The sequence below is a fragment of the Paenibacillus wynnii genome (assembly GCF_000757885.1).
GTDB classification, from domain to species: Bacteria; Bacillota; Bacilli; order Paenibacillales; family Paenibacillaceae; genus Paenibacillus_AQ; species Paenibacillus_AQ wynnii.
This window is the reverse complement of the sequence record NZ_JQCR01000003.1, coordinates 919578-940659: the sequence shown is the minus strand read 5'-3', so window position 1 is coordinate 940659 and position 21082 is coordinate 919578. Positions and strand designations below refer to the sequence as shown.

Below are 21082 nucleotides of genomic sequence, written 5' to 3'. Positions count from 1 at the left end.
TAGTAGCTTTCTTGCATAAAAATAATAAAACAGCGGTCTACATCCGCTTCGGCATGTTTTTATTATTTTTAAAAATCCGCAAGAAATCCTACATTATCCTTTTCAACCCCAATCCTTAAAGTAAAGTCAGCTTATCATACCCATATGTTATTTTCAACAACGGGCACTTATTGCCAAATGTTAATTCAATTCCCTACACATTCTTTTACCTTATCGGTTCTGAAACCTCTGGATCAAAATCCGCAACGATCAGCATATCCATATGACGGGCATGCCTTAGCAGATAATGGACGAAGCTCTCTTTGAAAAAAGTACGCCAAAGTGGTTTCCGTGATTGTCCGATTATAAGCTGTGTCGTCTGCACCTCGTTCATCCTGTTTAACAAATGATGATGTAGGTTTTTGCTGCTGCCTGCTTCAGTCACTTCCATTTTCCCACCAAGCCGTTCCGATAAATGCCGCAGTACGTCTAGCCGTTTCTGCTCCTCATGCGTTCGTACCACGCCGCAATGCACATAATGCACGTACCATTCTGCTTTCAAGCGGTGCGCAATGCGGAATCCGCGGCGGATCAGACGTTCCGCACGTGGTCCCATGTCCACACAGACGAAAATAACCTCACGCCTGCTCCACGCCCCTCGCAAGGAAGTATCTCGGTCCCATGCCTCCAGCCGTTCGTCTACATCATCAGCAATTTCGCGGAGAGCCAACTCGCGCAGCGCAATTAGATTGCCAATCTTAAAAAATGATTCCAGCGCCTGGTTCACTTTCTCGGACGCGTAAATCTTCCCTTCCCTCATCCGTTCCTGCAGCATTTGCGGTGTTACGTCGATTAGTTCTACCTCGCTTGCCATTCTCAAAATGGCATCTGGCACGGTTTCGCGAACCCGAACACCGGTTAATTGAGCTACCGCGTCGTTTAAGCTTTCCAGATGCTGAACATTCACGGTTGTAATGACGGAAATGCCATTTTCCAATAGATGGACAACATCTTCATATCGCTTTCTGGACTGATTGCCGGGCACGTTGGTATGCGCCAATTCATCAACCAACACAACCTCTGGGTGCCGAGAAATAATTGCATCTGTATCCATTTCTTCCAGTTGCGTTGACTGATATTGAATCCTGGCACGAGGGATAATCGTTAAATCTCCTATTTGCTCCCTTGTTTCCTTCCTACCGTGGGTTTCCAGCAGACCGATGACGACATCGATGCCTCTGTTCAATAGAAGGTTACCCTCCTGCAGCATTTTGTAAGTTTTCCCCACTCCGGGAGCTGCACCGATATAAACTTTAAAGGTTCCGTGGCGGATCCTTTCAACTTTCTTTTCCATCTCTTGGCTGGTCAACCGATGAAAAGGCTCTTCTGACTCTTTCACATTCGGTTTTATGGGTAAAATCCGCTCGCCTTCCTGCTCTGCGCGGTCCGCCATTAGAAATACATCAATATTTCGTGTTTTTCGCAGTACGCGGTTTGCGATGGAGCCCTGCCACTTCTCTTGCCAACTGCTCTTATTAGAGTGCCCCATTACGATTCGGGTCACATTGTTTTGAGTCGCATAACGCACCAATAGGGAAGGAAGCTGACGTAGATGGGTTAGATGAAGCTCGTCAAACTTGGCATCCACTCGATCTACTAGCTTCACTATAGAGCGCTTGAAGGTCTGCTGTTCCTTAGTCAATGGTCGTTTTGGCATGACAAACGTAACTACAATCAGATCACCACCCAGACGCTTAGCGATTTGCTGGCCTCTTCTCACATAGAGTGAACCGTTCCAGTGGTATTGTGTGGATACCAGTATCCGCTCAGTGGCGCCGGAAGGACCGATGAGTCCCTGATCTTCCCGATGTTTTTCAAGTGAATCGTTGACGCCTTCGGCCACTAAACGCAGGGACAGTTCACGAAGTACCCCGAGATTTCCTCGTCGGGACAATGCAGGATGCGTCTCACCACCCAAAACGCCTTCCTCTATTCGCTTCAATATGGTTTCCGGGGATACATCGATTAGGCGCACTTCATCCGCAAACTCTAGCGTATTCAAAGGTACCGTTTCTTCTGCCCGAATTCCCGTCATTTGAAAAATGATCTCTCCCACTCCTGCCAGCTCATAAACATTGATGGTCGTAATCACACTGATGCCGTTATCCATCAAATAACGGATATCTTCCAGCCGCGTTGGAAAACGGGCACCTATGCGATTGCGATGAGCCAGACCATCTACCATCAGGACTTCTGGATTCCGTCCCAGTAGCGCTTCCAAAGGGAGGTCTTTCTGCTCCTTGCCGTCTTTCCACCAATGAATGCTAGGAACACGCTCCAGATCTATGAGCTGCTGAACGGTTTCCACTCGTTGCATGGTCGAAACGGCACTGATTACTACATCTATCCCTTGCTGCTTTAAATGCTTGCCTTCTTCCAGCATATTGTATGTTTTTCCCGACCCACTGACGGACCCGATAATGATCTTTAGCCTTCCCCGATGCAGTTGATATATGGAATACAAGATTTCTTCCGGGGTTTTTCGTTTATACGGCGCCATTCTTTAACCTCCTTTCACCATTTACTTGAATCCAATCGAAAACTACCCTGTCCGCAATCAACGCAGACAGGGCACAAGCTTGCTATTTCGCTGGGATTTCCGATAAAGCCATATTCAGCTTCAACACATTGACACGTTTCTCACCAAACAAACCAAGATCGCGGCCTTCGGTATATTTTTCCACCAATGCTTCGAGTACATTGGCCGGAATACCGGTCAGGTTGCTAATTCTGGGAACCTGCACCATTGCCGCAACGGGAGAGATATGTGGGTCCAGTCCAGAACCTGAATTGGTAATCAGATCAACCGGTAGTTTATTCAAAGGCACCTCCGGATTATCCAACTGCCACTGGGTAATGAAATTTTTCGTCCGCTGCAGCATATCCGGGTTAGATGGTCCGTAGTTGTTGGAGCCTGAAGCCTCAGCTTTATAATCAATACTCGATACCCGGCTATGGAAAAGCGCCGGATCTGTAAAGTTCTGGCCGATCAATTCTGAGCCTATAACCACTCCGGCATCATTTTTGAGCAAACTGCCATTTGCCTGTGACGGCATAACTACCTGGGCAATCGCTGTGGAAGCCAAGGGATAAATAATCCCGCAGAGTACAATAAAGACCAGACTGAGCCGCACCACCATTAAGAAATAGGAACCAGTGGACATGGATTGCTGCTCTTCTTCCGTTTCGATAGAGTTCACCATAATACTGTCATCCTTTCCTGCCTATAGTCAACATAGCGTTATATCCATATACTTACGATCATATCGATGAGCTTAATACCTACGAACGGGACAACTACTCCACCTAAACCGTAGATAAAAAGATTACGTGCGAGCAGCTTAGTGGAGCTCATCGGCTTATAAGACACGCCTCGCATGGCCAGCGGAATAAGCAGAGGAATAATGATCGCATTGAAGATCAGTGCCGATATAATAGCTGAGCTCGGGGAGCCGAGCCCCATTACATTAAGAACCTCCATCTCCGGTATCGCCAGGGTGAACATTGCCGGAATAATCGCAAAATATTTAGCGATGTCATTCGCGATACTGAAGGTGGTCAAGGCGCCACGCGTCATCAGCAACTGCTTCCCGATCGCAACCACCTCTATAATCTTTGAGGGATCGGAATCCAGATCAACCATATTCGCCGCTTCTTTGGCAGCGGTCGTCCCGCTGTTCATTGCCAGCCCAACATCGGCCTGCGCCAGCGCAGGGGCATCATTGGTACCGTCTCCGGTCATGGCGACCAGCTTACCTTCGTTTTGCTCGCGGCGGATAACTTCAATTTTATCCTCAGGTGTACTCTCGGCAATGTAATCATCTACTCCGGCCTCACGGGCAATGGTTGCGGCGGTCAACGGATTATCCCCTGTGCACATAATGGTCTTGATTCCCATCTGACGCAGCTCGTCAAAGCGTTCCTTCATGCCGGGCTTAACGATGTCCTTCAAATAGATGAGTCCATAGATCATATTGTCTACTGCTACCGCAAGTGGGGTTCCCCCCAGTCGGGCAATGGCATCGGAGCTGCTGTCGAGATCAATTGGAATCTGCCCGCCATTCGACAACACCCATTTCTTCACGGAATCCACCGCTCCCTTGCGCACTCTGCGCCCATCCCGTAGATCGATTCCGCTCATTCGTGTCTGCGCCTTGAATTCCACGAACTCACCGCCATCACCAAGGCTGCGGTCGTAGCTGCGATCGAGCCTCTTGGCCAGCTCAAGAACGGATCGACCTTCAGGTGTCTCATCCTTCAGTGAACTGATCGCCGACCATGCCGTTAGCTCGACTTCAGGCATGTTTCCAACGGATACGAACTCACTTGCCATTCGGTTCCCAAAGGTAATTGTACCCGTCTTATCCAAGATCATCGTGTTGATGTCCCCGGCAGCCTCGACTGCCTTACCGGACATGGCTAATACATTGAACTGCGTGACACGGTCCATACCTGCAATACCAATGGCAGAGAGTAACCCGCCAATCGTTGTAGGAATCAGGCAGACGAGCAGAGCAATCATTACAGGAATACTAAGCTCGATGCCCAGGAAGCCGGCAATCGGCCGTAATGTAACCACTACAATCAGGAAAATAATTGTCAAGCTGATCAGAAGTGTACTCAGCGCGATCTCATTTGGTGTCTTCTGGCGTTTTGCCCCTTCCACCAGGGAGATCATCCGATCCAGAAATGATTCACCTGGATCACTTGTAATCCGTACTTTGATCTGGTCACTGACCACACGCGTGCCGCCCGTAACCGAGCCGAAGTCGCCTCCGGCCTCCTTAATGACCGGTGCAGACTCTCCGGTAATCGCCGACTCATCCACGGAAGCCAATCCTTCAATCACTTCGCCATCGCCTGGGATCAATTCCCCTTGGCTGACGATCACTACATCGCCCTTACGCAGTTCTGAGGAAGAAACGATTTTAACCGTTGTTCCTACTAACTTATTGGCGCTAATGTCTTGTTTCGTCTTCTTTAGCGAATCGGCCTGAGCTTTGCCGCGTCCTTCGGCCAGGGCTTCAGCGAAGTTAGCGAACAGCACGGTAAACAGCAGGATGAAGAACACCGTTATATTGAAGCCAACCGATTGCTCCGCATTAAAGTAACCGGGAGCCAGCACCATTAGCAAGACAATAATCGTCCCTATCTCAACTACGAACATTACCGGATTCTTCATAAGCGTGACCGGGTTAAGCTTCCTAAAACTATCCTTTACGGCGCCTAGGAGTATCGGTCCCGTCAGTAGCTTTTTTCTTGTTACAGTACTCATCTTGTTCTCCCTCTTCCTACCGTAAGGTCAAATATTCTGCAATTGGACCGAGCACAATGACCGGCAGAAAGGTCAGCGCACCAATAATCAGCACCGTGCCAATCAAAATGCCAGTGAACAGACTGTTGTCTGTGCGGAATGTGCCAATGGTTTCAGGAACCGGCTTTTTCTGAATCAGGGAACCTGCTACGGCCAACATCGCGATAATAGAGACGTAACGTCCCAGAAGCATGACAATCCCGGTTGTCATATTCCAGAAGGTGGTATTATCCGCCAGTCCTTCAAAGCCCGAGCCGTTATTGGCAGCAGAAGAGACATATTCATATAACACTTGTGTCATCCCGTGGAATCCGGGATTGCTGATAGATCCTTTTCCCAGTTCCGTCAAGAATGCTCCCGCAGTGGGGACAAGAATAATCAAAGGGTGGATTAGGATCGCTATAGCAATCATCTTCATCTCCTTGGCCTCTATCTTACGCCCGAGAAACTCCGGTGTCCTACCGACCATCAGACCGCACAGGAATACACCCATAATGGCGTACATCAGCATGTTGACCAGTCCGACACCCTTGCCTCCGAATACATTGTTCAGCATCATCAATGTCAGTGGGGTGATACTTCCCAGAGGCGTCAGCGTGTCATGCATATTATTGACCGTACCTGTCGTTGCTGCAGTAGTAACGGTAGTGAAGAGCGAAGACTGCGGAATGCCGAAGCGAACCTCTTTTCCTTCCATACTGCCTTGCGAAGCGTCAATACCCATAGCATTGATTGCCGGATTACCTTTGCTTTCAGCATAATAATTTAGACTTAGAAACAGTACGAACAAGGTCATCATTGCCGTAAAGATCATCCAGCCTTGGCGTTTGTTTTTGGCAAACAGTCCATACATATAGGGGAGAGCCGCAGGTAGCATCCACATCGAGAGAATTTCCAGCACGTTCGTAAGCGGACTCGGATTCTCAAATGGATGGGCCGAATTCGCCCCGAAGAACCCTCCGCCGTTTGTCCCAAGATGCTTGATGGATTCCAGCGAAGCAACCGGTCCTATAGCAATATGCTGGGTCTGCCCTTCAAGGGTGGTTACCTCAAGCGTAGGCTTCAAGGTCTGCGGCACCTGCAGAGCTACCATGACCAGCGTAAGCAACAGCGCCAGCGGAATGAAGATCCGAGTGTGAGCTTTGACGAAATCCTCGAAAAAGTTACCCACCGAGACGCGGCCAGTGATCCCTCTAACAAAAGCAACAGCCACGGAGAACCCGCTCGCCGCCGAGGTGAACATCAGCATAGTCATTACAGCCATCTGGGAGAAATAAGACACCCCGGTTTCCCCGCTGTAATGCTGTAGATTTGTATTGGTCATAAAGCTGATGACCGTATTGAATGTCAGTGTCTGCTCCATATTTCCGATTCCGTTCGGGTTCAGCGGGAGTCCTTCCTGCAGCCTCAGAAAGATATAACTGAAGGCTACCAGCACGATATTGGTCAAGATAAAGCTAAGCGCATATTTCTTCCAGGACATTCCCCTCCTAGCTTTAAGCCCAATCAGTCGATAAATCCCTCTTTCCGTACCACCAAACCAACGGTCTGTGAAGTTGGATTCATTCGAGAATACATGATATAGATAAGTTCCTACCGGTTTTACCAGCAGCAGAACAACTATAACAACAACGATTTGCAAAATACCCATCAATGAGCCTCCTTAATCATTTCTTTCATTTCATTTCTCTCTTTTTTCAATTCATGACATTAAAATTTCTCCGGGTGAATTAATGCAAATACCAGATATACAAACAACAGCAGGGTAACAGCCATTATCAGAATCACAGCTCATTCCTCCCCATATCCTCAACTACTCCAGCCCACATATACACATCCATCATTACCTTTGCCACTCCCTCTACTATCTGTACTGCGCTCTATATCTATTTTTCACTTCCGATTCAGCGTATCACTTCAGCCATTAGGTCAGGGTTAGAGTTTTCATGAGAGAATTAAGATTACATTAAGATTCAGCTATATACATCTTCACCCAGCACCTTATTTACAGCCTTAATAAAGGCATGATATCCTCCATCTTTTTGAGTTCTGTGAGGAAGCGCTAGAGATAGAATTTTCTCCATACCTTTATCATCAATATCAAAACAGTTTGAAAGAATGCCTCTGACATCATTGGAGGGTACTCCCTGAGCAAATTCTTCGGCGGCTTTATAAACGTTATCGTCCTCATATAAACCTGCTCTTTGTAAATAGATGTTGTCATATATTTTTTTAATGGCATACAGCAGCACCAGCATGATTGAGATAAGTCCGTCATTTCTTAATAATTCATCCATATAAAAGACCTCTTTCCCCTGTACTTTACTTCTGCTTTAGCGTATCACTCCCGCCATTAGCTCAGGATTAGAGTTTTCTTGATAGAGTAAAGATTATATTAAGATGATTTTTCTCACCGTTAGTTTTTAAAATTAAAATAAACCATGCTCTTTAATGAGCATGGTTTATTTTACAATACTTGTATTTAATTACTGCATGAATAATGTATTAATTAACTTTGATTTCATCACCAACCTGCAGCATCCGATAGCCTACTCCGATATGGGTTTGAATATACTTTGGCTTTGAGGGCATTTTTTCTATTTTTTTCCTTAAGGTTGCCATAAAGACACGCAAGGCAGGAATGTCATACGTATAATGACCCCATATTTCATGCAGGATGTAGTTATGAGTTAATACTTTTCCTACATTCTTTGCCAGCAAGCCTAAAAGCTTATATTCGATGGGAGTCAGGTGAATTTCTTCTTCATCCAGCCATACGCAACCCGCTGCATAATCAATTTTTAAATTTCCGTTGGTGAAAAGGGATGCATCCTTCAGCAGCTTATCACTATCATATCGGATTCGCCGCAAAGTAACCCGGAGTCTTGCCAGCAATTCTTCCACGCTGAAGGGTTTGGTCAGATAATCGTCTGCGCCTGCATCAAGCGCCTGAATTTTGTCTCGATCTTCACTGCGTGCGCTGACCACGATAATAGGAACATTGGACCAAGTCCGTACTTTTTTGATGATGTCCACACCGTCCATATCCGGAAGCCCCAAATCCAGAATGATAATATCCGGCTGTTTGGAAACTGCCTCTAAAATCGAGGACTCTCCTGTTTCAGCCGTATGATATTTATAACCCTGTGTCTCCAGTGTTGTGGTTATCAATTTACGGATGGGTTTGTCATCTTCTACAACAAGAATCAAAGGCTTATTCATGAACAGTCACCTCCTCAGCCTGCAAGGTAAAGCTAAATACCGTACCCTGCGGAACATTATCTTTTACATCAATGGTCCCACCATGAGCATTTACAATAGATTTACACAAAGAAAGACCCAAACCTAATCCACGGCGGCCATCCCCACGAATATTGTCGGCAGTATAGAACATGTCGAATAGTTTGGCCTGTGCTTCTTTTGAAATACCTGGACCGTCATCGGAAACCTCTACAAGCACCCTATGATTTTCGCGTCTCGCTGAGATCGTGATCAGTGATCCACATGGCGTATAGTTTATTGCGTTGTTCACAAGATTGATCAAGACCTGAATAATAAGTTGGGTATCCATTTTAGCCATTAGAAGCTCGTCATCCAATACGGTATGAATCGTATGCTCCTCACTGTTCCGATTAATATGAAGAAGAGCTTCTGCTATGACTTCCTCCAGAAGCTCTGCCTGCAAATTCAGATTTAATGCGCCCTTGTCAATCCGTGTAATGGAGAGCAAGTTCTCCACCAAATTGATAAGCCATAATGAATCGTCATAAATGTCAGTGTACAGCCCCTTTTTCTGTTCCTCATTCAGCACCTCAGAGTTTCCTATGAGAATTCCCGCATTTCCGGAAATAGTGGTAAGGGGGGTACGTAAATCATGAGAGATTGCTCGAAGCAGGTTAGCACGGAGCTGCTCCTGCTGAATTTGCATGGAGATTTCTTTTTGTTTTTCGTTCAGTCTTTCTTTTTCAAGCGCCAGCGCGCATTCTCCCAACATAGCAATCATCAGACTCTTCTCAAAAATCTCTAACGAGTCTTCCTCAGCCATGACAATGGCTGCTACTGCAAATACCGTATCGCCTCCCCGAACCGCATGGTATAGGCAACTGGCGGTAGAAAAGGTGTCCGTGGTAGTTCCAGCACGCTTGTTATTTTTATGCACCCACTCTGCAACCGCACGTTCTTCTCTTCCTGTGTAAGTCAGTGGATCAACAGCCGATTCTTCTTTTAATAAAATCAACGGCTCTGACAAGGTATCTTGCTGCACCGAATAAAAAATGATGGTTTTGTCTAGCAATTTCACCATTTGATGTGCCGTTGCATAAATAATGGCCGAGGTGTCTTTTGCTTGCTGCAATTTTCGGCTCGTCTCTAAAAGCACTTCTGTACGGTAGGCTTTTTGCGAGGACTGTCGGGCTTGTTCCTTTACCCGCATAGTCAATGTACTGGTTATGAAGGAAGCAGATAGCATAACAAGGAAAGTCACCGGATAACCTGAATCATAGGCCTGCAAAGAGAAATAAGGCTCGGTAAAGAAAAAATTGAACACAAGCACACTTAATACTGATGTTACCGCACTATAGAGCCTACCGCGCGTAACCATTGCATTGAACAGAACACCCAAAATATAAACAGTAATGATGTTCGATTCTTTAAAACCCAGAAATTGAAACCACAGTCCAATAAAGGTGCAAAAACCCATAATCCCTACGGTTGTGACGGTATCAACCAGTGACAGCTCAGGGGTTTTTGTGTATTTAGGATTTTTGTAGAAAGATTGCCCAGTGTCGGGGATGATATAAATATCAATATTCGGCGCGAGAGCGGTCAGTTTGTCTACAAAATTTGATTTTGCAAACCATCTCTTTTTATTATTGGAACGTCCAATGACGATCTTTGATACCTTGCTTGTTTTGGCATATTCTGCAATTTGCCCGGGGATATCCTCTCCATATACAGATGCAATCTGTGCACCGAGTTGCTCTGCCAGCCTTAGGTTTCCCCTCAGTTCCGCCTTGTCTTTGGGTGTTATTGCCTTGGTTTCCGGTGTTTCCACGAACAGTGCTGTGAAGTTCCCATGGTAAGCATCGGCCATTCTCGCTGCTGTACGAATAACCTTCTGACTCGAGGCAGCCGAGGACAGGCAGACTAAGATGTGGTCTTTTGTATAATACTCATTATTATTCTCCTGTGTACTGATTTTTACCGCGATCCGGTTCAACTGATCTGCTGTATAGCGCAGAGCGATCTCACGCAGGGCGATAAGTTTCTCTTTGGTGAATAAATGAGCATGTGTCGTCTGAGCCTGTTCATCACGATAAATCTTCCCCTTTTTCAAGCGGTCGATTAAATCATCGGGTTCAATATCGACTAATTCAACCTGATTGGCGTTGTCAAATATGCTGTCCGGAATAAGTTCATACACGGAGAATCCAGCAATAGAGGAGACGACATCATTCAGGCTTTCAATTTGCTGAACATTAATCGTGGTATATACGTGAATTCCTGCTCGAAGAAGCTCTTCTACATCCTGATATCTTTTTTTATGGCGGCAACCCGCCGCATTGTTATGGGCCAGCTCATCCAATAAAATAAGGTCTGGTTTTCTCCGCATCGCACGGTCCAGATCAAATTCCTTAGTAACCACACCTTTATGGGAGATATCTAAAGGCGGCAAAAGCTCCAGTCCTTCTATAAGCGCAATTGTCTCTGGCCTTGCATGGGGCTCAATATATCCGGCAACAACATCAATCCCATCTCTTTGCTCTTCATGGGCAGCACTCAGCATAGCACAGGTCTTGCCGACACCTTCAGCATATCCTACAAATATTTTCAGCCTTCCTCGTCTTTTATTAGCCGGTATATTAGAAAGACGCTCAAGCAGGGAACCTGAGTCGGTATGATTTATTGCCATTCTTTATGCCCCCTATCTGCTCATCTTTAGTGTTATCTACTAATATATCCTGTTCACACAGCGTTAGTATATCATGAGCAAAATCAGCATAGCGTTACAACTTTGGCTGTGGCATTAAGATAATATTAAGATGATTATCTCTGCTATAGGTATCCTCCTGTATTTATAAATATAAAAAGCCACAAGAAAGTTATTTTCTTGTAGCTCAAATAAATACAGCAAATTGAACCCATAAGTTATTTTCAACCACGCTTCATTCCCACATTTTATATTCAATTATAGAGGCATGGGGGATATCTCCTACATCTACTTGGGTGCGAAATGCCATTCCATGCCCGGCAATAATTACATATTCATAGTTTAAATATCTATTAATTACCCCGTCCATCCGTGCCTTCATCATAGATTTTGACTCCCAAAACCGCTTCTGACCTGCAGGATATATCCCATTATGTAAATCATAATCTGATCCTAGTTCCATCAATTGTTCTACTGTGTCATAGGAAAAAGTTAAATCTGGCTGCCATTCTCTTAAATCAAATTCAATCGTTATTTCTAAGCGCAATTCTTTTGATAAAATAGCGGCTGTCTGCAAGGCACGAGTATAAGGAGATGATAAAATTAACTGTGCATGCTTTAGTCTTTTATCCTTTGAAGTAACATGCACTTGCTGAGTTCCAAGATGTGTTAAAGGTACGAGATCTCTTCCATGCCCTTTGAGTTTATATTGTTCATTGATATCCCAATCCGGTTCACCGTGTCGAATTAGATAAAATGTGGTCATTGGGTAGCTCTCCATAATTTCTTCGTTTCCATAAGTTCCTCATCATTGAATTCCAATCTGTAGATATCGGGTTTCGATGTCTGTAACAAAAAATCCAAGTCGTATTTACTGTCAAAATACCTCATCATCAAGGTCATTACTAGCCCATGAGTTCCTATAGCAACTTTCTGACCTCTATACTTCGTAAGAATTTCTTTTAAAATCAAGATAGTACGCTTCTGACAAATCCCGCTGGATTCCCCATCAGGTAACGTGAAATCCGGATCAGATAAGATCCTATCTAGGTATGGATACAGCTCTATATCCGGCATGATTCGATCGTCACTTAAAAAAACCATTTCTTTGAGATCTTCAATAACGATGATCTCTTTATCAAGAGACTGGGCTAATTCCTCAATGGTTAAAATGGCTCTCTTATATGGGCTAGAGACGAAAACGTCTATTCCTTCATTTCTTAATATTTCGGTTATTCTGTTGGCATCTGACCATCCCTTATCCGTAAGCCCGCGTTCCCTCTCGTTTCCTTCAGTTTTGGGTGATTCACCGTGCCTCACCAAATAAATTGTAGTTTTCATCATAACCCTCCAGTGATTTGATGATATGTTTTTAGGCTAAGAGGAATATGTCCAAGGGCTAGTATTAAGCTGCAAAGAAACATGAATAAAGAATGTAAAACGATTGAGGCACTTAGAAAATATAGGATCGGACTAACCGCTAAGGGTACCGGAATCCCCGCCATCGGTGAGAATAATAACAGATAATCCCTTCCTTTTCTAAGATATCGAAGCCATCCTACATAATACAGTAGTAGAAAAATAAACATTCCAACTATTGACAGTATTTCATAGGGTTGGTCATTATGTATGGAGTAAAAAAGGGGTAGCACAAATACTCCCACCCTCCCAAGCCCTTCAGCTGTTTTGAGAATTAAACGATCTTTGTCATCTACTTTAGCCGGCAGATTTCTTGGAGGCATTCCAATGAACAATAGATTAGGCAATAATATAGCCGTCGGGATGATCAGACTTAACATATGAACCAATTCAACCGCTCCTTTATTTCAGATTACATACTGTTTGTAGTTCTCTGACAAATAACAAAAAACCTCCTAAAATAGGAAGGTTTTTGTGTGAATAGTTCATTTAGGGTTGTCTCATCCATCGATCTTCCCGAATAACAAATCAAGAATCTTATCATCAGCCTTGCGATTTGTCCCTTGATAAGGATAACAGTGAATATGAATCGCCGGATTAAAATTAATTTCTATGATGCTGTAATTCTCATTCGTTGCTTCTTGCTCAATATCATTAATCATCATATCCACTCCGCAAAAGGTGGCTCCGGCTGCCTTGGCAGATTGAATAGCAAGCTGTTTATAGCTTATTGGGATTTCATCAGTAAAATCAATACTATCCCCACCAGTACTAATGTTGGAGTTTTCCCGCAAATAGATGACCTCGCCTAACCTTGGTATGTCGGATGGATCCTTGGAATGGATTTTCAAAAACAACCTTTCAGCTTCACCTAATTGAATCTTTTCAAGCGGCGTTCGATACCCTTGCCCTCTTAATGGATCTTTATTCTTCTCGTGGATTAGCTGTTCAATAGTACGAACTCCGTCCCCAACGATGTTGGCGGGTACACGATGCAGTATCCCAACGACCTCGTCACCCATGACAAGAAAGCGATATTCTTTTCCAGTAACAAATTCCTCGAGTAAGACTGTCCGGTCATGTTCAAAGGCCATTTCAAAAGCTCGCTGATAATCTTCTATTGAAAAGTTGTTCGTGAAAATAGTGATACCCAGTCCAAAATTCGTTGATTTCGGTTTAATCACGATTTTCTTTTCACGATGAACTTCATAATCTAACATAGCATCTTGCAGATTTCGATACGCATTTCCGCCTGGAACTCGAATACCCTGTTGCTTCAGTACTTCTTTGGTGACGATCTTATTTTCCATAATTAAAACCGTGCTGTAGGAATCCAAGGCCGTTTTTGTGGCTTGCTTCACATATTCCTTATGATCGCCCTTAGTCAGAACCACAAAATTGTCATCTCTATCGATGAGTTCAAAGTGTATCCCGCGCTTCACGGCTGCTTTTAATAATAATTGAGTGGATAATTCCAAGTCTTCATATCCTGCCAACTTGTATCCGGCTTCGAGACTATGGTTCGCATATTGTTTAGCTTTAATTAAATGGTAATGCAAGAATGATGAGTGTTGTATTTCTGCTTTGACGATTGACGCGTAGCTGAGAGCAGGGTTTAGAATGATATTCTTTTTATGCTCAAGCAGCGTATTCATGGGTTGATCATCTGGATTTATATACCTTAGCATTTCTTGCATGGAATCGATAAGTGCTACTGCCGTTACCTTCATACTCCCTTGAAGACCTTCCATCATAAGAGTATCCAGATCCAGATTTGCCTGTTGTTGTTCATCCTCGTTAAAGGGTTCATCCTGCTTGAGAAGCATATATACGAGAAATAAATGGATAAACTTCAGTATTTCCAGACTGATTCCGTTCTTGAACAGTGGATTTAAATCAAACATACGCAACTCTAAATAGGCAATACCGTTATCGAGAAGTTCTTGAAGTGGATTCTCTCCTGTTGCGGGTTTCAAACGAATGGGACTGTAGAACTCTTTTGCACTAAGTAATTCCTTAGATTGAACTAAGTTTTGCAGGTCTTGAACATATTCATTGACGGAGTTAAAAGATACATTAAAAGGTTTGTCGTTACGGTATCCGCATACACTGTTTCGCAGAGAATTCATATTCGGAAAGTAGCGGCTATCTTCATCCAAATGATCGCTTAAAGCCACACATTGTTCTATATAAGATTTATTAAAAACGGGGCTAGCTCCTGTCAAATAGATAAGCAACCAGCGATATTTTAATACATTTCTTGCTACTTTTAAATACAACCCATCCTTGAAGAGCTTGTATTCGTCTTTACTTAATGAAGCCTCATATAGCTTTTTAAGAAAATTCTCGTTAAACGAAAAGTTATAATGTATTCCGCTAAGTAACTGTTTTTTTCGTCCATACTTATGTCCTAGTTGAGTCCGATACATTTCCTCCAAAGGATCCTCCATATGCGCTATCGGAATATCCTCATCACGCGGCAATACAGGAGGATTACTACTGGTCCATAAATATTCACCTGTCTCCATCAGTTCCTGCGTCACGATATCTTGCAGCGCTTCTAGGAAATGATAAGTTTCCTCTATGGAGTTAAACGTGGGGGTAATCATTTCAATTTGGCTTTCTGAGAAATCGGTTTGGATATAGGGGTTATCTGTTTTGTTTCCAAACGCTTTCGGGTGAGGGGTTAGTGCAAGATGTCCGTCTTTGTCGACTCTAGTGTTCTCTTTTTCAAGACCGAATCGGCCCCGCAAGAGTTCTTTATCTAACTTCTTATCGATAATGAAATTTATTAAATCAAGGTTTAATGAATCCATCCTAAAAACCTTCTTCCGGTAAAATTATTTGTAATTTGCAAATATAATTTAAAGAAAGTTACCCACAAGGGTATAGAGCATAGCTGCTCCTCTCTTTCAGTAAGATATAGCATGTATTTCCCATGGAAATTGATCTCTATAAAATCATACTTTATTCATTTGCAATTTGCAATTAATATTTAATCGAATTTAACTATGTGATAGAAAAACCCCGCGCTCAGCGCGGGGTTTTCAGGTTCTAACTTTAAATGCTCTTCTTCTCCATTAATTGCATGGTTGAGATGCAGGTGTCGTTACTTTCGAATGTGGAAATATCAGACTCCGCTGTTTTACCGTCGTGCTCAACCGTTATATGGTATGTTTTGTCACGCGGCAGCCATAGATCAATAAATCCATTGGATTGGGATTTCAATGTTTCGTTCATGACCTCGTTGCCTTCCGTGTCTACGATGGTTACGTTGAACTCCTTCTCAACCATTTCTCCCTGGCAGCCAGTTAAGCTGTGGGTTGCGCAAGGATGCGTTTTGTCGACATACGGCGCGATAGAAACAAAAAACTCGTTCTCTGGTAAGTCGTAGATTAACGATTTTGCGTTACCGTCGGTCACAATGAGTTCCTTAGATGTAATTGACGCAGACTCGGCCGTCTTGGTTCTTGAAGTGTATTCTTGCACTAATTCCTTAATGTTTACAGTATTATTAGCTTTAGGTTCATTTCTATCTGAGCCCCCCGCATATAAATACCCACCGATCATCCCAACGGCAACCAATCCAGTTGCTGCAACCCATATTTTCTTATTCACCTTGCAGACATCCCCTTTTCTCTTTCACGTCTGATTTAATTCCTTCAAAGGCTGTAGTTACCAAACACTGCACATAGGCATCATCCAATTTCTCACCGGTTAATAACAATCTATAAAAAATCGGCCCATATATGAGATCAATACTTAATTCAATATCCAGATTTTCCCGCAATTCCCCACGCTGAGCCCCCTGTTCCAAAAGATCCCGGGCCTCGAGTCGACGTGGGTTAAAGTATCTAGTCCGGTATGCCTCAGCAAGTCCTAAATCAAATTGCCCTTCGCCTATTAACTCCGTAATAATTTTACCCTCTCGACTTGTCAAGAATCGGACTAAATTCGTCGCATGAATAAGTACATCATTGAAAACTGAGCCCGTATCGGGTACCGGTAATCTTGCCGAAGCAGCAGACAGGAAACCATCCATGACAACGGCAGACTTGTTAGGCCACCATTTATAAATGGTAGCTTTACTAACTCCTGCACGCTCTGCAATTTTCTCTACAGTGATCGCTCCAAAGCCTTTCTCCAACAATAAGTCATAGGAAGAAGAAAGGATAGAGTTTTGAGTTTCAATATTACGCGGTCGTCCTCTTTTAGCAGTCACACAAGTCCTCCTTTAGTGCGATGTATAGGTAATACCAGTAACCTGTAAATACTATACGTACATTATACTAAATATTCAATAAAATAAAACCTATTTACAAAACTGTACGTTCAGTATATTATAAAACCATAAATAATAAACGATACGTTCAGTATTTAATTATGAATGAGGGAGGATTTCAATGAAAACGAAACAAGTCATGGAAGGTAAACGCATTTCAAGTTGGATTACGTTTCTATTAGCATCCGCATGCGGTCTTATCGTAGCCAACCTTTATTATGCTCAAACCCTATTGGGACCTATCAGTGCTGATACAGGCCTCTCTTCGGCAGCAGCAGGGTTAATTGTTACTCTAACTCAAATCGGCTATGTTATAGGGTTGCTGTTTATCGTACCGCTAAGTGACATTATAGAGAATCGGAGTCTCGCGGTAGGATCGCTATTGGTTGTGATTTGTGCATTGATTGCAGCAGCATTGGCGCCAAGTACGCCCATATTCCTGACTGCATCCCTATTCATTGGGTTAGGATCTGTGGTTGCCCAAATCCTGGTACCCTATGCTACTTATTTAGCCCCTGAAGAAGCGCGCGGCCGCGTGGTGGGAAACGTAATGAGCGGCCTCTTACTCGGAATTATGTTTGCTCGGCCGGTGGCAAGCTTTATCACCAGCTTTTGGGGGTGGCAATCCGTATTTGCATTATCGGCAATTATTATCTCTCTATTGACGCTTCTTCTGTGGCGAATTTTGCCTAAACGTAAACCAGCGCCTACGATGAATTACAGTCAATTAATAGTCTCATTAGGGACTTTTTTAAAACAAACACCAATATTACGCCGTCGGGCCATCTATCAAGCCAGTCTATTCGCAGCCTTTAGCCTTTTTTGGACAGCTGTCCCTTTAAGATTGGCAAATGATTTCGATATGTCTCAGCAAGGCATCGCCTTATTTGCACTAGCAGGTGTTGGCGGTGCAATAGCTGCACCGATAGCGGGAAGGCTGGCGGATAAAGGTTGGACCCGACTATTGACGGGACTTGCAATGGTGATTGCCTTCTTGTCTTTTTTATTGTCCTATCTCTTTCAAAGCCATTCAACACTAGCTCTCGCCCTACTCGTTCTTGCCGCTATTATGCTGGATATGGCCGTATCAGGAAATCTTGTACTTGGACAGCGTGCGATTTATTCATTGGGGAGTGAAGCAAGAGGACGTTTGAACGGGCTCTTCATGTCCATTTTCTTCATCGGGGGAGCCGTTGGTTCATCTTTAGGCGGCTGGTCTTATGCCCATGGAGGCTGGAATTCCACTTCTCTGATTGGAATGGTCTTACCGCTTATAGCTTTAATTTACTATTTTACAGAGAAAAGAACCGCTACCCATAAGTCTCCTCTGGATAACGGTTCTGCCCAAGCACTATGATACTGATACGGGAACTTATACGGGATCTTACTCCGGCAAACTTTCTTCCCAAGCCAGACGGGCCAGCGGAAACGGGGACATGGCTCTCTCCAAAATACCCTGGACATGGGCGATAGCTACACCATAATTGACGATGGGAACTCCAGCCTGAACAGCTTGCTCCACCCGCCAAAGCATCTGTCTGCGATTCATCATACAGCCGCCGCAATGCACAATAAGCGAGTAATCCTTCACGTTATCTGGAAATGCCATTCCATTCGCAAAGTCGAATTCAATATGTTTACCTGTGGCCTGACGGATCCAGCGCGGAATTTTAACTCTACCGATATCATCGGGCTGCTGGTGATGTGTACAGGATTCGGCGATTAACACTTTGTCTCCGTCCTGAAGTCGGTCGATAGCACGGGCTCCCCTAACCATCTCCTCTAGATCCCCCTTGTTCCGGGCGAATAGGATTGAGAAGGAGGTCAGCGGAATGTCTTTTGGCGTATCGGCCGCAACCTTCAGGAACACCTGTGAATCTGTAATCACTAGTCTTGGCTTCTTCCCAAGGCTCTCCAAAGTTTCTTTCAACTCATATTCTTTAGTAACAACAGCAATCGCGTCACTCTCCAGAATGTCACGAATGGTCTGCTGCTGCGGAAGAATCAATCTCCCTTTCGGTGCCGCTTTATCAATAGGTACCACGAGTACGACCATATCACCTGGTGAGATCAGATCTCCGACGATGAGAAATTTATCATCCTCGTTGGGTACAGCGGCGATCAGGGCTTTCTTAAGTGGAGTAATTCCGAGCTGTCCAACTGCAGATACAGGAACCACCTTTACCCCCAGTTCCTCTTCGGTGCTTTTTACAAGAGCATCAAGGTCACCAGCCTGTGGTTCTAACAAATCTATCTTATTCAAAATACCAAGGGTTGGGATAGCCTTACGTTGAACGATCTCAGCAATTTGCAGGTCAAAGGAGGTCACACCGCATACGGCATCAATGACAATGATGGCCACATCGGTTTTGTTCAATACTTCTAGTGTCTTCTTCTTCCGCAACTCTCCAAGCTCGCCGTCATCATCCAAACCTGCCGTATCAATAAACACCACCGGCCCCAGTGGAAGTAGTTCCATGGATTTATATACGGGATCAGTCGTTGTCCCTTTAACCGGGGACACAACAGCGATATCCTGTCGGGTTACTGCGTTAATAATGCTTGATTTGCCTGCGTTGCGCCTGCCGAATATGGCGATGTGCAAGCGACTTGAGCGGGGGGTATCATTCACACTCACGCGGCTCTCTCCTTCAACAGACCGGTATTCCAAGTCTGCACTGTTATTTTCCGGGTATGCCAGGTTTGGTTACTTGATAGAGACTCAGTATTCTATCGACCTCAGCATCCGTGAGGATCTTTGACTCTAGCAACACACAGCGTACTGTTTTTCCTTCACGCCTTGCTTGCTTGGCAATCTCTGCACTTTTCTCGTAACCGATATGGCCTACTAATGCGGTAGCCAGAACCGTTGAGTTCTCTACCATTTCAATACACCGATCCTCGTGAATGCTTATACCCCGGATACAGCGCTCTTCGAACAGACGTACTCCCCTAGTTAATATCTCTAAGGATTCCAAAAGGGCATCCGCGATCAGAGGCATAAAAGCATTAAGCTCCAGCTGTCCACTTGCAGCCGCCATTGTAACTGCCGAATCATTGGCAATGACACGCATGGCAACAAGTCCTATCATCTCAGCCATAACCGGATTCACCTTACCTGGCATAATCGAGGAACCCGCCTGTACAGCAGGCAATTCAAGCTCCCCGAAGCCTCCTGTCGGACCGCTCGCCAGTAGACGCAAATCATTGGATATCTTCAATAGGTTCACGGAGGCGGCCTTCAGCAGACCGGATACCTCAACGAAAACATCCATATTCTGTGTAGGGTCCATCGGATATTCGCTCCGCGCCAGACCATAGCCGGTTAAATCTTGTAAAATGTCGGTGATATAAAACGTATATTTTACGGGCGCATTGATTCCTGTTCCAATGGCCGTTCCCCCAATATTGATTTCCCGTAGCCGCTCCTCAACCTTGTAGAGCCGCCATCGATCTCTCGCTACCGCTTTGGCGTACGCTCCGAAGCCTTGCCCTGCCATCATCGGCAGGGCATCCATCAGCTCCGTACGCCCCAGCTTGAGGACATCGGCAAATTCATGTTCCTTCTCCTGAAGGGCTTCCTGTAAGGATGCGAAAGCTTGACTGAGCTTTCGAACCTGACCAATTGCAGCCATTCTTAGAGCCGTGGGATAGACATCATTAGTAGATTGGCAGCAGTTGACGTGATCCAGGGGATGTATTCTTGAATAGTCGCCTCTTTTGCCACCCAAGAGCTCAATTGCACGGTTAGCAATGACTTCGTTGACATTCATATTCGTAGATGTACCGGCACCCCCCTGCAATGCATCCACAGTGAACTGCTCCTTATATTGTCCTTCCAGAATATCATCACAGGCTTGCACGATCACTAGAGCTATTTCTAACTGATAAGTATTCATCTTCATATGAGCCAGTGCCGCTGCCTTCTTCACAGTAACCATACTATGGATCAAATGAGGGTTAACAGGTCTGCCGCTTACAGGGAAATTATCCATAGCCCTCACCGTATGAATACCGTAATAAGCAGACTTCGGTATAACCATTGATCCTAATGAATCCTGTTCTTTGCGCGAATGATCCGGGACTTCCTCCATGGAGA

16 protein-coding genes are annotated in these 21082 nt (G+C 44.6%); 1 reads left to right on the top strand and 15 read right to left on the bottom strand.

The genetic code is table 11. From position 1 onward, the window contains the following. Positions 1-205: 205 nt before the first annotated feature. From PWYN_RS19745 to PWYN_RS19685, 13 genes are all read right to left on the bottom strand, one after another. The gene (locus tag PWYN_RS19745; RefSeq protein ID WP_036655468.1) at positions 206-2539 is read right to left on the bottom strand and encodes a histidine kinase; all 2334 of its coding nucleotides are present in this window, start codon (positions 2537-2539) and stop codon (positions 206-208) included. A gap of 82 nt (positions 2540-2621) precedes the next feature. Then, the gene (gene kdpC / locus PWYN_RS19740; RefSeq protein ID WP_036655467.1) at positions 2622-3242 is read right to left on the bottom strand and encodes a potassium-transporting ATPase subunit KdpC; all 621 of its coding nucleotides are present in this window, start codon (positions 3240-3242) and stop codon (positions 2622-2624) included. 38 nt (positions 3243-3280) lie between these two features. Further along, the gene (kdpB, locus tag PWYN_RS19735) at positions 3281-5314 is read right to left on the bottom strand and encodes a potassium-transporting ATPase subunit KdpB (RefSeq protein ID WP_036655465.1); all 2034 of its coding nucleotides are present in this window, start codon (positions 5312-5314) and stop codon (positions 3281-3283) included. A 16-nt stretch (positions 5315-5330) separates the two neighbouring features. Next, on the bottom strand, positions 5331-7004 hold the full coding sequence (gene kdpA / locus PWYN_RS19730) for a potassium-transporting ATPase subunit KdpA (protein WP_036655464.1): 1674 nt from the start codon (positions 7002-7004) through the stop codon (positions 5331-5333). 59 nt (positions 7005-7063) lie between these two features. Continuing rightward, on the bottom strand, positions 7064-7129 hold the full coding sequence (gene kdpF, locus PWYN_RS30715; protein WP_084146997.1) for a K(+)-transporting ATPase subunit F: 66 nt from the start codon (positions 7127-7129) through the stop codon (positions 7064-7066). A 197-nt stretch (positions 7130-7326) separates the two neighbouring features. Further along, positions 7327-7650: a hypothetical protein gene (locus tag PWYN_RS19725; protein ID WP_036655463.1), complete on the bottom strand. Its 324-nt coding sequence runs from the start codon at positions 7648-7650 to the stop codon at positions 7327-7329. Between the two features lie 208 nt (positions 7651-7858). After that, a complete protein-coding gene (locus tag PWYN_RS19720) occupies positions 7859-8575 on the bottom strand; it encodes a response regulator (RefSeq protein WP_036655462.1) in 717 nt (238 codons plus the stop codon). Then, positions 8568-11264 carry a sensor histidine kinase gene (locus tag PWYN_RS19715; protein WP_036655460.1) on the bottom strand — a complete coding sequence of 899 codons (2697 nt, stop codon included), beginning with the start codon at positions 11262-11264 and terminating at the stop codon, positions 8568-8570. Before PWYN_RS19715 ends, PWYN_RS19720 begins: the two co-directional genes overlap by 8 nt. Before the next feature lie 253 nt (positions 11265-11517). After that, positions 11518-12048: a histidine phosphatase family protein gene (locus tag PWYN_RS19710; protein ID WP_036655458.1), complete on the bottom strand. Its 531-nt coding sequence runs from the start codon at positions 12046-12048 to the stop codon at positions 11518-11520. Continuing rightward, the gene (locus PWYN_RS19705; protein WP_036655457.1) at positions 12045-12623 is read right to left on the bottom strand and encodes a histidine phosphatase family protein; all 579 of its coding nucleotides are present in this window, start codon (positions 12621-12623) and stop codon (positions 12045-12047) included. The genes PWYN_RS19710 and PWYN_RS19705 overlap by 4 nt, the downstream gene beginning before the upstream one ends. Before the next feature lie 578 nt (positions 12624-13201). Continuing rightward, positions 13202-15517, bottom strand: coding sequence for a bifunctional glutamate--cysteine ligase GshA/glutathione synthetase GshB (gene gshAB / locus PWYN_RS19695; protein ID WP_036655455.1), 2316 nt, complete (start codon positions 15515-15517; stop codon positions 13202-13204). A 244-nt stretch (positions 15518-15761) separates the two neighbouring features. After that, positions 15762-16319 carry a CueP family metal-binding protein gene (locus PWYN_RS19690; RefSeq protein WP_036655454.1) on the bottom strand — a complete coding sequence of 186 codons (558 nt, stop codon included), beginning with the start codon at positions 16317-16319 and terminating at the stop codon, positions 15762-15764. Continuing rightward, the gene (locus PWYN_RS19685; protein ID WP_052088185.1) at positions 16312-16923 is read right to left on the bottom strand and encodes a TetR/AcrR family transcriptional regulator; all 612 of its coding nucleotides are present in this window, start codon (positions 16921-16923) and stop codon (positions 16312-16314) included. The genes PWYN_RS19690 and PWYN_RS19685 overlap by 8 nt, the downstream gene beginning before the upstream one ends. Before the next feature lie 181 nt (positions 16924-17104). Between PWYN_RS19685 and PWYN_RS19680 the strand changes: the two genes are divergently transcribed. Continuing rightward, the gene (locus PWYN_RS19680) at positions 17105-18340 is read left to right on the top strand and encodes an MFS transporter (protein ID WP_052088183.1); all 1236 of its coding nucleotides are present in this window, start codon (positions 17105-17107) and stop codon (positions 18338-18340) included. Positions 18341-18367: 27 nt separating this feature from the next. Here the strand turns inward: PWYN_RS19680 and hydF are convergent, their stop codons facing one another. Both hydF and PWYN_RS19670 read right to left on the bottom strand, forming a co-directional pair. Continuing rightward, positions 18368-19621 carry a [FeFe] hydrogenase H-cluster maturation GTPase HydF gene (gene hydF / locus PWYN_RS19675; protein WP_036655452.1) on the bottom strand — a complete coding sequence of 418 codons (1254 nt, stop codon included), beginning with the start codon at positions 19619-19621 and terminating at the stop codon, positions 18368-18370. A 43-nt stretch (positions 19622-19664) separates the two neighbouring features. Then, on the bottom strand, positions 19665-21077 hold the full coding sequence (locus tag PWYN_RS19670; RefSeq protein WP_036655450.1) for an aspartate ammonia-lyase: 1413 nt from the start codon (positions 21075-21077) through the stop codon (positions 19665-19667). Positions 21078-21082: the final 5 nt, after the last annotated feature.

Excerpts from the sequence above, each read along its gene's own strand:
- PWYN_RS19705 (WP_036655457.1), bottom strand. The coding sequence starts at position 12,623 with ATGAAAACTACAATTTATTTGGTGAGGCACGGTGAATCACCCAAAACT.
- PWYN_RS19715 (WP_036655460.1), bottom strand. The coding sequence starts at position 11,264 with ATGGCAATAAATCATACCGACTCAGGTTCCCTGCTTGAGCGTCTTTCT.
- PWYN_RS19710 (WP_036655458.1), bottom strand. The coding sequence starts at position 12,048 with ATGACCACATTTTATCTAATTCGACACGGTGAACCGGATTGGGATATC.
- gshAB (WP_036655455.1), bottom strand. The coding sequence starts at position 15,517 with ATGGATTCATTAAACCTTGATTTAATAAATTTCATTATCGATAAGAAG.
- PWYN_RS19745 (WP_036655468.1), bottom strand. The coding sequence starts at position 2,539 with ATGGCGCCGTATAAACGAAAAACCCCGGAAGAAATCTTGTATTCCATA.
- PWYN_RS19725 (WP_036655463.1), bottom strand. The coding sequence starts at position 7,650 with ATGGATGAATTATTAAGAAATGACGGACTTATCTCAATCATGCTGGTG.
- kdpA (WP_036655464.1), bottom strand. The coding sequence starts at position 7,004 with ATGGGTATTTTGCAAATCGTTGTTGTTATAGTTGTTCTGCTGCTGGTA.
- kdpB (WP_036655465.1), bottom strand. The coding sequence starts at position 5,314 with ATGAGTACTGTAACAAGAAAAAAGCTACTGACGGGACCGATACTCCTA.
- kdpC (WP_036655467.1), bottom strand. The coding sequence starts at position 3,242 with ATGGTGAACTCTATCGAAACGGAAGAAGAGCAGCAATCCATGTCCACT.
- PWYN_RS19720 (WP_036655462.1), bottom strand. The coding sequence starts at position 8,575 with ATGAATAAGCCTTTGATTCTTGTTGTAGAAGATGACAAACCCATCCGT.
- PWYN_RS19680 (WP_052088183.1), top strand. The coding sequence starts at position 17,105 with ATGAAAACGAAACAAGTCATGGAAGGTAAACGCATTTCAAGTTGGATT.
- PWYN_RS19670 (WP_036655450.1), bottom strand. The coding sequence starts at position 21,077 with ATGGAGGAAGTCCCGGATCATTCGCGCAAAGAACAGGATTCATTAGGA.